The sequence below is a fragment of the Janthinobacterium sp. SUN120 genome, from assembly GCF_030397735.1.
Lineage (GTDB): Bacteria > Pseudomonadota > Gammaproteobacteria > Burkholderiales > Burkholderiaceae_D > Janthinobacterium > Janthinobacterium kumbetense.
In genome coordinates this window covers 1537295-1549908 of sequence record NZ_JAPUBW010000001.1, presented here as the reverse complement: position 1 = coordinate 1549908, position 12614 = coordinate 1537295, and the positions used below count along the sequence as shown (strand labels likewise).

At 64.2% G+C, this 12614-nt stretch carries 10 protein-coding genes and 2 riboswitches; of the genes, 3 read left to right on the top strand and 7 right to left on the bottom strand.

Translation table 11 applies throughout. The features are described from left to right. The first annotated feature begins 88 nt into the window (after positions 1–88). Both O0879_RS06725 and O0879_RS06720 read left to right on the top strand, forming a co-directional pair. Complete coding sequence (locus tag O0879_RS06725) at positions 89–1297, top strand: FAD-dependent oxidoreductase (RefSeq protein ID WP_289915560.1); 1209 nt, start codon at positions 89–91, stop codon at positions 1295–1297. Between the two features lie 59 nt (positions 1298–1356). Next, a complete protein-coding gene (locus O0879_RS06720) occupies positions 1357–1923 on the top strand; it encodes an Rrf2 family transcriptional regulator (protein ID WP_251349136.1) in 567 nt (188 codons plus the stop codon). 11 nt (positions 1924–1934) lie between these two features. Here O0879_RS06720 and O0879_RS06715 read toward each other — a convergent pair whose 3' ends face one another. The 4 genes from O0879_RS06715 to O0879_RS06700 form a co-directional block, all read right to left on the bottom strand. After that, on the bottom strand, positions 1935–2288 hold the full coding sequence (locus tag O0879_RS06715; protein ID WP_289915559.1) for a DUF6677 family protein: 354 nt from the start codon (positions 2286–2288) through the stop codon (positions 1935–1937). A gap of 36 nt (positions 2289–2324) precedes the next feature. Continuing rightward, positions 2325–5009: a magnesium-translocating P-type ATPase gene (gene mgtA, locus O0879_RS06710; RefSeq protein WP_289913833.1), complete on the bottom strand. Its 2685-nt coding sequence runs from the start codon at positions 5007–5009 to the stop codon at positions 2325–2327. 386 nt (positions 5010–5395) lie between these two features. Next, on the bottom strand, positions 5396–6007 hold the full coding sequence (locus O0879_RS06705) for a TetR/AcrR family transcriptional regulator (protein WP_289905346.1): 612 nt from the start codon (positions 6005–6007) through the stop codon (positions 5396–5398). A 22-nt stretch (positions 6008–6029) separates the two neighbouring features. Next, entirely contained in the window at positions 6030–7247 is a 1218-nt protein-coding gene (locus O0879_RS06700) for a Bcr/CflA family efflux MFS transporter (protein ID WP_289915558.1), read from the bottom strand. 163 nt (positions 7248–7410) lie between these two features. On the opposite strand from O0879_RS06700, the gene O0879_RS06695 reads away from it, so the two are divergent. After that, the gene (locus tag O0879_RS06695) at positions 7411–7569 is read left to right on the top strand and encodes a hypothetical protein (RefSeq protein ID WP_161789584.1); all 159 of its coding nucleotides are present in this window, start codon (positions 7411–7413) and stop codon (positions 7567–7569) included. Positions 7570–7649: 80 nt separating this feature from the next. Here the strand turns inward: O0879_RS06695 and gcvP are convergent, their stop codons facing one another. From gcvP to gcvT, 3 genes are all read right to left on the bottom strand, one after another. Beyond that, on the bottom strand, positions 7650–10550 hold the full coding sequence (gene gcvP / locus O0879_RS06690; protein ID WP_289915556.1) for an aminomethyl-transferring glycine dehydrogenase: 2901 nt from the start codon (positions 10548–10550) through the stop codon (positions 7650–7652). Positions 10551–10653: 103 nt separating this feature from the next. Then, positions 10654–11034: a glycine cleavage system protein GcvH gene (gcvH, locus tag O0879_RS06685; protein ID WP_077403327.1), complete on the bottom strand. Its 381-nt coding sequence runs from the start codon at positions 11032–11034 to the stop codon at positions 10654–10656. 71 nt (positions 11035–11105) lie between these two features. Then, entirely contained in the window at positions 11106–12227 is a 1122-nt protein-coding gene (gene gcvT / locus O0879_RS06680) for a glycine cleavage system aminomethyltransferase GcvT (protein WP_251349130.1), read from the bottom strand. Between the two features lie 74 nt (positions 12228–12301). After that, positions 12302–12407: riboswitch (glycine riboswitch) on the bottom strand. 28 nt (positions 12408–12435) lie between these two features. After that, positions 12436–12522: riboswitch (glycine riboswitch) on the bottom strand. Between the last annotated feature and the right edge of the window lie 92 nt (positions 12523–12614).

Sequence of the window (12614 nt, the reverse complement as noted above, 5' to 3'; positions counted from 1 at the left end):
AGACAGGCTGCGCCTTTTTCGCCATGTCCGCTTGCGTCCAATAACGAGGAGTGATATAGTCTGTGTTATCAAATCAAGGAGAAAAAACATGACACAGCGCGTATTGATCATTGGTGCCGGCTTTGCCGGCTTGTGGAGTGCCCTGGCCGCCGTGCGCCGCCTGCGGCTGGAAAACGTTGCGGCAGGCGACATCGAAGTGGCGCTGGTGGCGCCGGAAGCGGTGCTGACGATGCGCCCGCGCCTGTACGAGCCGGCGCCTGCCGGCATGGTGGCGCCGTTGCAGCAACTGTTTGACGACACGGGCGTGCACTTCATCGCGGGCAAGGTCGAGGCCATCCGCAGCGCCAGCGACGAGGTCGATATCGTGGCCGCCGACGGCAGCCGTTCGACCCTGGCCTATGACCGCCTGGTGCTGGCGGCGGGCAGCAGCCTGTTCCGGCCGGATATTCCTGGCTTGCAAGAATTTGCCTTCAGCACCGATCAGCGCGACGACGCGGTGGCGCTCGATGCGCACCTGCATGCGCTGGCTTGCCGGCCCGCATCGGCCGCGCGCAATACGGTCATCGTGGCCGGTGGCGGTTTCACGGGCATCGAACTGGCGGCCGAGCTGCCGGCCCGCCTGCGCGCCATCCTGGGGCAGGATGCCGACATCAAGGTGATCATCGTCGAGCGGGCGCCCGACATCGGCCCCGACCTGGGACCGGGACCGCGTCCCGTGATCGAGCAGGCGCTGGCGGAGCTGGGCGTGGAATGCCGGCTCGGTTCGGCCGTCGCCGCCATCGACGGGGATGGCTTGACGACGGCCGATGGCGAGCGCATCGAGGCGGCCACCGTGGTGTGGACGGCGGGCGTGCGGGCCAGCGCGCTGACGGCGCAGATTCCCGGCGACAAGGATGCGGCGGGCCGCCTGCGGGTGGCGAACGACTTGCGCGTGCCTGCTGCCCCCAATGTGTTTGCCACGGGCGACGCGGCTGTCGCCGCCACGGACGACGCCGGCAATCACACGCTGATGAGTTGCCAGCACGCCATGTTCCTCGGACGTTCCTCGGGCGACAATGCCGTGGCAGACCTGCTGGGCCTGGCCACGCGGCCTTACCGCCAGCCGTATTATGTGACGTGCCTGGACCTGGGGGCGTGGGGAGCGGTCGTCACGCAGGGCTGGGAGCGCAAGGTGTGGATGACGGGCAGCGAAGGCAAGGCCTTGAAGGTGGCCATCAATGGCCGCGTGATTTATCCGCCGGCCGACAGCGCGGCGGCGCTGGCAGCCGCCGATCCCGCGTTCGAGCTGTCGCTGTAGCCTTGCGGCTGCAAACGGGGAGTGCTACAGTCCCCGTTTTGCAACGGAGGAATGGCATCATGGCACATTATGGAAGCGGCACCGAGTATGGCTTGCATTGCCTGCTGTATCTGGCGCAGCCGCTTGCCGAGCCTGCCAGCAGCCGCGACCTGGCGGAATTGCAGGGCATTTCCGTCTCTTTCCTGGCAAAAATCTTCCCCAAGCTGGAAAAGGCGGGCATCGTGACGGCGTCGGAAGGCATACGCGGCGGCTACCAGTTGGCGCGTCCGGCTGCCGAGATCAGCGTACTCGACGTGGTGGACGCCATCGAGGGGCCGAAACCGCTGTTCGATTGCCAGCAGATCCGCAGCCGCTGCACCCTGTACGAAGGCGAGCCGCCCGGCTGGATGACCAGCGGCGTGTGCGGCATCCATGCCTTGATGCTGCGCGCCGAGAAAAGCATGCGCGCCGAGCTGGCCAAGACGACCCTGGCCGACCTGGCGCAAGGCGTGGGCAGTGCGGCGCCGGCCGGCTTTGGCGAGGATTTACAGGGCTGGTTCAGCGACCGCGTGCAGGTGCGCAGCGAAGCGCGCATCGCCGCCGTGCGCGGACCGAAGCCGCGCCGCGTCAAGGGCGATGCCGTTTGACGCCAGCGACCTTACGGCTTCAATAGCATGGTATCGACGAGGCTGCCGATCCAGCACGCCACCAGCACACAAACGGCCACCGTCATGGCGGGGCCGTCATGGGCCGACAGCGCATCGACTTTTTCCACGATCAGCTGCATGTCGAGGGGCAGGGCGCCGCTGTCGATCTGTGCCATAACTTGATCCAATCGTGCCATGATCTGGCGCAATACGAGCACCAGCGCGACCAGCGCGGGCACGAGGAACAGGCAGCCGCGCGCCTTGCGTTTTAATAAGAAATGCCCGCTGCCGGGAAACACGAGGCCCGACAGCAGCAGGGCCTGCGTGCGTTTGGATATGGATGAAGGTGAGGGGGAGCCGCTCATGCGTGCCTTGTGTAGGGGTATGAGCGGCCCATCATACTATTGCCAGCCGAATTTGCGCAGGTACACGCGTTTCATGAACGTCGTCAGCAGGGTGTAGCAGACGAGGATGCCCAGCAGCCAGGGGAAGTAGCCCAATGGCAAGGCTTGCAGCTTGAAGTAAGTCGCCAGCGGTCCCATCGGCAGGAAGACGCCCACGGCCATGATCAGGGTCGTGGCCACCAGCAGGGGCACGGAAGCGATGCTGTCGATGAAGGGCAGCTTCGGCGTGCGGATCAGGTGCACGATCAGGGTTTGCGTCAACAGCCCCACGACGAACCAGCCGGACTGGAACAGGGTTTGCTGTTCCGGGGTATTCGCGCCGAACACATGCCACATCAGGATAAACGTGCTGATGTCGAAGATCGAGCTGATGGGGCCGAAAAACACCATGAAGCGGCCGATGTCGCGCGGGTTCCAGCTCAGCGGCTGCTGGATCAGTTCGGCGTCGACATTGTCGAACGGGATGGCGATCTGCGACACGTCGTACAGCAGGTTTTGCACCAGCAAGTGCAGCGGCAGCATGGGCAGGAACGGCAGGAAGGCGCTGGCCACCAGCACGGAAAACACATTGCCGAAGTTCGAGCTGGCCGTCATGCGGATATATTTCAGCATGTTGCTGAAGGTGCGGCGGCCTTCCAGCACGCCTTCTTCCAGCACCATCAGGCTCTTTTCCAGCAGGATGATGTCGGCCGCTTCCTTGGCGATATCGACGGCGGAATCGACGGAAATGCCGATATCGGCCGCGCGCAGGGCGGGCGCGTCGTTGATGCCGTCGCCCATGAAGCCGACGATGTGGCCATTGCCGCGCAGGGCGCGCACGAGGCGCTCCTTGTGCAGCGGGCTGAGCTTGGCAAACACCGTGTTGTCCTCGGCCGCTTTCGCCAGGGTGGCGTCGTCCATGTCGTCCAGTTGCGGGCCTTGCAGCACGCCATGCACGGCCAGGCCCACTTCGCGGCAAATCTTTGCCGTCACGAGGTGGTTGTCGCCCGTCAACACTTTCACGGTCACGCCGTGTTCCGCCAGCGCGCGCAGGGCGGGCGCCGTCGATTCCTTCGGCGGATCGAGGAAGGCGACATAACCGATCAGCGTGAGCGCCGTTTCATCGGCCACGCCGTACACGGTTTTGTGGGGCGGCACTTCCTTGACGGCCACGGCCACCACGCGCAAACCTTCCGCATTCAGGCCATGCGTGGTTTCCAGCACCTTGTCCAGCAGGGCCGCGTCGAGGGGAATATTCACGCCGCCCAGGCGCAGGTGGCTGCAGGCGGCGAGGATTTCCTCGACGGCGCCCTTGCAGATCAGTTCATGGTGATCATTCTTTTCGGAAACGACGACGGACATGCGGCGGCGCACGAAATCGAAGGGGATTTCATCGACCTTTACGTAGTCGCGCGCCAGCTGCATTTCCGTCTGCAATTCCACGTGGTCGAGCACGGCGCGGTCCAGCAGGTTTTTCAAGCCCGTCTGGTAGTGGCTGTTCAAATAGGCGAATTGCAGCACTTCATCGGATTGCTGGCCGAACACGTCGGTATGGCGCTCGAGCACGATCTTGTCCTGCGTCAAAGTACCCGTCTTGTCCGTGCACAACACGTCCATGGCGCCGAAGTTCTGGATGGCGTCCAGGCGCTTGACGACGACTTTCTTTTTCGACAGTTTCACGGCGCCTTTGGCCAAGGTGCTGGTGACGATCATGGGCAGCATTTCCGGCGTCAGGCCGACGGCCACGGACAGGGCGAACAGGAATGCTTCCATCCAGTCGCCCTTGGTCCAGCCGTTGATCAGGAAGACGAGCGGCGCCATCACGAGGGCGAAGCGGATCAAGAGCCAGCTGACGCTGTTCACGCCCGCTTCGAACGCCGTCGGCGTGCGCTCGGTGGCCGTCACGCGCGTGGCGATGGTGCCGAAATAGGTGCGGTTGCCCGTGGCCAATACCAGCGCCGTGGCGGCGCCCGAGATCACGTTCGTGCCCATGAACAGCAGATTGGCCAGTTCCATGGGATCTTTGCCATGGGCGTCGGCCAGCTCGGCCATCTTTTCCACGGGCAAGGATTCGCCCGTCATGGCGGCCTGGCTGACGAACAGGTCTTTCGCGGACAGCAGGCGGCAATCGGCGGGGATCATGTCGCCTGCCGACAGCACGATGAGGTCGCCCTGCACCAGCTGGCGGATCGGCAGCTCGACTTGCTGGCCATTGCGCAGCACGGTGGCTGTATTGCTGACCATGGCTTTCAGGCGCTCGGCGGCCCGGTTCGAGCGGCCTTCCTGCACGAAACGCAGCAGGGTCGACAAGATCACCATGGTGCCGATGACGATGGTTGCCTTCGGATCTTCCGTCAGGTAGGAAACGATGGCCAGCACGGTCAGCAGCAGGTTGAACGGATTCTTGTAGCACAGCCACAGGTGCTGGTACCAGGCCAGCGGTTTTTCATGCTCGACCTCGTTCGGACCCGTTTGCGCGCCGATCACTTGCGCTTCGGCATCGCGCAAGCCTTCCAGGCGCGTGTGCAGGCGGTTCAGGGCGCTATCGAGGTCTTCATGGGCGGCGGCCAGCAACTGGCGCGCCAGGTGGTCGGGCACGGGGCGGGCCGTGCTGTTTTCCAGCGGCATGGCGCGGCGGCGGAAGTTGCCTGCCGTATGGCGTTTGCGCAGGAACGATTCGAATAAGCGGGTGAAGAGATTCATTGCTCTTCCTTTCACGACGAGGTGTTGACGGGCGGCGCAGCCGCAGGCAAGACTTGCGTGCCGCCAAAGCACGATAGTGCTGGCGGGCAATCCGGGTCAGTAGCCGGTCGCGATCGGAAAGAGGGGGAGGAGGCGTGCGGCCGTACTGGCCGCGCGAGACACCGCACCTTGCTCAGCAAGGCACGGAGGAAAGAGAGTTCCGCGTTGCTTGCTGTTTAGCTGCCGAGGCAATCGCCGATACAAGATCGGCTACTGTCACTAGAACAAGTACCCACGTGGGACTCCGTAAATGAATAATGGGGGCATCTTATGCACATGCTGCAAGAGTGTCAACTGAAGAAATCTTAGGTTTCCAAAGTGTAATGTGACTGTGGCAGGCCGCATGCTCAGCCATGTTGCGTGGCCATCGCCAGCGAATCGGACAGTATCTGCCACAGCGCCGCATGACGCTGCTGCAGCGCGGCGCCGCCCGCGTAGATCAGTTCCACGTGCAGGCTGTCGACGATGCCCAGGTAGGCTTGCGCATACAGGTCGATGCGCTGCGGCGATAACGTGGGCGCGAGACGGGCCAGGCTCTGCACGTAATACTGCTGCAGCTGCGCCAGCAAGGCTTCGTAGCCCGTGCCCACTTCCACGCGCAGGGGGGCGGGCGGCAAATATGCCGTGCGCAGCAGAAAGCGCAAATGGGCCGAATCCGCATAGCGCTGCGCCATGCGGTCGCAGTACAGGGCGCCGGCTTGCTGGCCGCCGGGCGCCGCCAGCGCCGCTTCGTCGGCGAAGCAGCTGTCCATGAAGGCTTGCTCTTCGGCCAGGGCGTCGGCAAACACGTCGAGGAAGAGGGCGTCCTTGCCGGCGAAGTGCGAGTACAGCGAAGCCTTGCGCATGCCCGCCTGCGCGGCGATGTCGCTGAGGGACGAAGCGTCGTAGCCGTGTTCCGAAAAGTGGACGACGGCGACGGCACAGATGTTATCGGCCGAGGCCGAGCGTTTTTTCATCATGGGGGTGATATGGGGTGAGGCGTCAGTGCGCTCCCAGGCTGCTGGCATGGACCGGATGGACGCGCGCAGTGGCCAGGGTCAGCCATGATACCAGCAGGCCGGCCACGGTCAAGAACAGCAGCCACGGCAGCGGCCCCCATTCGGACAGGCTGGCCGCCAGCGGCGTGGCCAGCGACGACAAGGTCATCTGGATGGCACCCAGCAGCGCGGCCGTGGAACCGAGCGCGCGCTGCTGGGAACCCATGGCCATGGCCATCAGCGCCGCTTCCGCGATGCCCAGGCCAAACAGGGCCACGAACATGCCCGGCACGACGGCGGCGATGCCTGCTCCCGCCCAGGCGCCGAGCAGCGCCAGCCCCGCGCCGCCCAGCATGGCCGCGCTGCCCGCCACGCAGAGGCGCGCCACGCCGTGCTTTTCCACCAGGCGGCCGCTGGCCATGGCGCCTAGCAGCACGGCCACGCCCGTGGCGCCGAACACGAGGCCGAAGCTGCCGGCGGACAGGCCGAAATCGCGCTGGTACACGAGCGACGCTCCGCCGATATAGGCAAACAGGAAAAAGAAAGTGGCGGACAGGGCCAGCGCGGGCAGCAGGAAGGCGCGGTCCAGCGCGATGCGCGCATACGTGCGGTGCATGCCGCGCGGCGCGACGCGTCGGGCCGCTGGCAGGGTTTCTGGCAGGAACAGCGCGCTATTGAGCAGGGTCAAGAGACCCAGCGCGGCCAGGGCCAGCATCACGGCGCGCCAGCCGTAATGCGCGTCGAGCAAGCCGCCCACGGCGGGCGCCAGCACGGGCGCCAGGCCGACGATGGTCATCAAGAGGGCAAACAGCTGCGCCGCTTTGACGCCATCGGCCACGTCACGCACCATGCTCATCACCACGACCAGGGTCAGCGCGGCGCCCAGGCCTTGCAGCAAGCGCGCCAGCAGCAGGGTGCTCAATTGATCCGCCTGCGACGCCCACACGGCGGCAAGAATGTACACGGCGATGCCGGCCAGCAGCGGACGGCGCCGGCCCAGCATGTCGGTCAGCGGCCCGCACAGCAATTGCCCGCCGCCCAGGGCCAGCAGGAAAACCGTCAGGCTCAGCTGCACGTTCGCATACGAGGTGTGCAGCTCGCGCGCCATGGCGGGCATCGAGGCCAGGTACATGTCGATGCCGGCCGGGCCGAGCACGGCCACCAGGGCCAGGGAAGCCGCCAGCCCGAGACTGGCGGCGGGGAGAGTGGTTTGCTGCTGCATTGCGCTTCCTTTGTATCGTCAAAAAACACGGCATGGACACTGCCGTCCTTTTTATTGTACACTGACTACCTACCGATAGGTAGTTAACTCAATAAAGGCAAAGGATGACGACGATGATGAACGTAACAATGGCGGCTGCGCCGCATCTGCTGGGAGAGCGGACATGACGGAAGTGGGTATTTCGCTCAGCGGCGTGGCCGTGGCCTTGCTGTTCGCCGCCTGGAGTTCGCACCGCGCCCGCTGCGAGCGGCGCGATGTCGTGCTGCTGACGATGCTGGGCACCGTCCTGGGATTGCCGGGCGCGGCCTTGCTGGCGCTGTAACGCGGCGCATAAAAAAAACGGCAGACCTTGCGGCCTGCCGTTCTGTGTTCCTCCTGCCCGGCTAGCCGGGCAGATGGCGTTTACTCTTCTTCGTAGGAACTGATCGGCGCGCAACCGCAGAACAGGTTGCGGTCGCCGTACACGTTGTCGGCGCGGCCGACCGGCGGCCAGTATTTGCGCTGGCGCAAGGAAGCGACGGGGTAGGCGGCGATTTCGCGGCTGTACTTGCGTTCCCAGTTGTCCGACATCAATACCTGTGCCGTGTGCGGCGCATTTTTCAGCGGGTTGTCGTCGTGGTCGAATTCACCGCTGGCGACCTTGGCGATTTCCGCGCGGATGGCGATCATGGCGTCGATGAAGCGGTCGATCTCCACTTTCGATTCGCTTTCCGTCGGCTCGATCATCAGGGTGCCCGGCACGGGGAAGCTCATGGTCGGCGCATGGAAACCGAAGTCCATCAAACGCTTGGCCACGTCTTCGTTGCTGATGCCGGTGGCGTCCGTGATCGGGCGCAGGTCCAGGATGCACTCGTGCGCGACCAGGCCGTCGTGGCCCGAGTACAGCACGGGGTAGTGCGGCGCCAGGCGGCGCGCGATGTAGTTCGCCGCCAAAATCGCCGTTTCGGTGGCGGCCGTCAAGCCTTCCGCGCCCATCATGGCGATGTACATCCACGAAATCGGCAGGATGCTGGCCGAGCCGAACGGCGCGGCGCTGACGGCGCCGATGCCGGCGGCGTCGCGCTGGTAGCCCGAGGAACGCTGGTTCGGCAGGAATTTCGCCAGGTGGGCGCCGACGCCGATCGGGCCGACGCCCGGTCCGCCGCCACCGTGCGGGATGCAGAAGGTCTTGTGCAGGTTCAGGTGGGACACGTCGCCGCCAAACGAGCCGGGAGCGGCCACGCCGACCAGCGCGTTCATGTTGGCGCCGTCGATGTAGACCTGGCCGCCGTGCGCATGGATGATTTCGCACAGTTCCTGGATGCCTTCTTCAAACACGCCGTGGGTGGATGGGTAGGTGACCATCACGCAAGCCAGGTTGGCGCTGTGCTTTTCCGCCTTCGCCTTCAGGTCGGCCAGGTCCACGTTGCCGTTGGCGTCGCAGCTGGTGACGACCACCTGCATGCCGACCATGTTGGCCGAGGCGGGGTTGGTGCCGTGCGCCGACGACGGGATCAGGCAAATGTTGCGGTGGCCTTCGCCGCGCGATTCATGGTAGGCCTTGATCACCAGCAGACCCGCGTATTCGCCCTGCGAGCCGGCGTTCGGCTGCAGCGAGACGGCCGCGTAGCCCGTCAAGGCGCACAGCATCTCTTCCAGCTGCGAAATCATCTCGCGGTAGCCGACCGTTTGCGCATCCGGCGCGAACGGGTGGATGTTCGAAAATTCCGGCCAGGTGACGGGGATCATTTCGCTCGTCGCGTTCAGTTTCATGGTGCACGAACCGAGCGGGATCATGGTGCGGTCCAGCGCCAGGTCCTTGTCGGCCAGGCTGCGCAGGTAGCGCAGCATCTCGTGTTCCGAGTGGTAGCTGTTGAAGACGGGGTGGGTCAGGTAGGCGCTTTCTCGCGCCAGTTGCGCCGGCAGCGCGCTGGTCACATTTGCTTCCACGCTGTCCAGGTCCGGGGCGGCAGGCGCGTTGGCCAGGCCGTGCGCGAACACTTTCCACAGCAGCGCGATATCGTCGCGCGTGGTGGTTTCATCGAGCGACACGCCCACGTGGGTATTGTCGATCTTGCGCAGGTTGACGCCGTGGTGCATGGCCGTCGCGTGCAGTTGCGCCGCATCGACGACGTTGATGGTCAGGGTGTCGAAGTAGCTCGCATTGACGACGCCATAGCCCAGGGTCTTCAGGTTGGCCGCCAGCACGCCCGTAAAGCGGTGCACGCGGCGGGCGATCTGCAGCAGGCCGGCCGGGCCGTGGTAGACGGCGTACATCGAGGCCATCACGGCCAGCAGCACTTGCGCCGTGCAGATGTTCGAGGTCGCTTTTTCGCGGCGGATATGCTGTTCGCGCGTTTGCAGGGCCAGGCGGTACGCCTTGTTGCCTTGCGCATCGACGGTCACGCCTACCAGGCGGCCCGACATATTGCGCTTGAATTCATCACGCGTGGACAGATAGCCCGCGTGCGGGCCGCCGAAGCCGAGCGGCACGCCGAAGCGCTGGCTGTTGCCGACGACGACGTCGGCGCCCCATTCGCCCGGAGGCGTGAGCATGGTCAGGGCCAGCAGGTCAGCCGCGACGATGACCATGGCGCCGTTCGCGTGCAGTTTTTCCACGCCGGCGCGGTAGTCGCGCACGACGCCGTTCACGCCAGGGTATTGCAGCAGCACGCCGAAGCAGGCGTCCAGCGACTCGATTTCTGCCGGATCAAACGTGCGCACTTCGATGCCGATCGGCTGGGCGCGCGTCTGCACCACTTCCAGCGTTTGCGGCAGCACGTCATTGGCCACATACAGCACGTTCGACTTCGACTTGCCCACGCGCTGGATCAGGGTCATCGCTTCGGCGGCGGCAGTGCCTTCGTCCAGCATCGAGGCGTTCGAGATGCCCATGCCGGTGAGGTCCGTGATCACTTGCTGGAAGTTCAGGATCGCTTCCAGGCGGCCTTGCGAAATCTCAGGCTGGTAAGGCGTGTACGCCGTGTACCAGGCCGGATTTTCAAAGATGTTGCGCAAAACGACACCGGGCGTGAATGTGTTGTAGTAGCCTTGGCCGATCAGGGATTTGAGAACCTGGTTCTTGCCGGCGATGGCTTTCAGGCGCGACAGGGCTTCCTGTTCCGGCATCGGCTGCGAATACGCGCCCAGGGGCAGGGCGCCCTTGTTGCGGATGTTGGCCGGTACCAGGGCGTCGATCAGCGCGGCGCGCGATGGATAGCCGAGGGTCGCCAGCATGGCTGCTTGTTCGGTGTGGGAAGGGCCGATGTGGCGGGCGATGAAGGCATCGCGTGCTTCGAGTTGGGTCAGGCTGGTGCGGGTCATGATATAGAGGCCAAAAAAGACTGAAAAACCGGGATGCGGCGCGCGGGCGCAGCGCAGAAAAAATGCAAACGGGCCGCGATTGCGGCCCGTGAGTCAAACGCGATTAGGCGCCGGTGGTGGCGCCATAGGCGGCAGCGTCGAGCAAGCCGTCCAGGGCCGACACGTCGGCTGGCTTGATCTTGAACAGCCAGTTGGCGTAGGCGTCGGCATTGATCGACTCTGGCGAGTTGACCACGTCGTCGTTGACGGCCACGACTTCGCCGGCGATCGGCGCGTAGATGTCGCTCGCTGCCTTGACCGATTCCACCACGGCGGCGTCGTCGCCGGCGCCGTAGGTGTTGCCCACGGTTGGCAGTTCGACGAAGACGATGTCGCCCAGGGCGTCCTGCGCGTACTCGGTGATGCCGACGGTGATCGTGCCGTCGCCTTCAAGGCGTACCCATTCGTGGGAAGCGGTGTACTTCAGGTCTGCAGGAATGTTCATGTGTGGCTCCAGATGGTAAGTGTTCGTTATTGATTATGGTTGTACGGTCTTGCGGGCGGCTCTATAAAACCTTACGCAGCCAGGATTTTACCGTTACGCACGAAAGGCAGCTTGACGACGGAAGCGGCCAGCTGCTTGCCGCGGATTTCCACGTGCACGGTGTCGCCCACGGCGACGCCATTCGGCACGCGCGCCAGCGCGATCGCTTCCTGCATCGTCGGGCTGAAGGTGCCGCTGGTGATTTCGCCCGTGGCTTCGCTGCCGGCGATGATGACTTTCTGGTGGGCGCGCAGCACGCCGCCTTTTTCGCGCAGGATCAGGCCCACGAATTGCGCGTTCTGGCCCTTGGCCAGCAGGGCCGCCTTGCCGATGAAGTCGCGCTCGCTGACGAGGTCGATGGTCCACGCCAGGCCCGCGTCGAGCGGGTTGACGGTTTCATCCATGTCCTGGCCGTACAGATTCATGCCCGCTTCCAGGCGCAGGGTGTCGCGCGCGCCCAGGCCGGCAGGCTTGACGCCGGCCGCCGCCAGGGCGTTCCACAGCGCTTCCACCTGGGTGGCGGCCACGCCGATTTCAAAGCCGTCTTCGCCCGTGTAGCCGGTGCGCGCCAGCATGACTTCGCCGAAAGCCGTGTCCTTGACGATGACGACATTGAACGGCTTGATGGCTTCGGACGCGGCTTGCGTTTCCGGCAGCACTTGCCACACCTTGGCGCGCGCGTTCGGGCCTTGTACGGCCACCAAGGCCATCGGATTGTTGGCATTGCGACGCTCGGTGATCGTCAGGCCGCTGTTGGTGTTGGTGTTTTGCTGCTGCATCCACGCCACGTCTTTTTCAGCCGTGCCCGCGTTGACGACGAGGCGGAACCAGTTTTCGTTGAAGAAGTAGACGATCAGGTCATCGATGACGGTGCCTTCGGCATTGAGCATGCACGAGTACAGCGCCTTGCCCGACACTTGCAGCTTGTCAACGTTGTTGGCCAGCAAGCCGCGCAGGAAGGCGCGCACGTTCGGACCTTCGATATCGACCACGCACATATGGGACACGTCGAACATGCCGGCATCGCCGCGCACGGCGTTGTGTTCTTCGATTTGCGAGCCGTAGTTGACGGGCATGTCCCAGCCGCCGAAATCGACCATGCGGGCGCCGAGGGCACGGTGGGCGTTATTGAGTGGGGTCGCTTTGAGCGTCATGGATTCCTCGGGACGAAGGTAAAAGGGGAGTTAACAAAACATAGAATAGCCAAACACGGCTTTCCAGCGTGATCACTGACCCCCCTGTCCTTTGTACCTGAGAGATTACGGGGGCTTGCCCCGTGCGCCCCTTCGGTGGGCCGCCGGCAATAGCCGCGGCCGCTCTCCAGAGTTGAGCTGAAACGTGTCGCCAAAGCAACAGCTGCAGTCCGCCTGATCGGTCCTTTTGCCTGAGAGTTTTTGGGTAGTGCCCCTTCGGCGGCAACGCTGGTTTGCCCTCTCCCGATCAAGTGGGAGGAATATATGCCAGCAGGGTGTTTCTGTCAATCTGAAAAGACATTGTCAAATTGCAGCAAAAGCCCCGGTTTGCGGGGCTGTCAGGGGGCT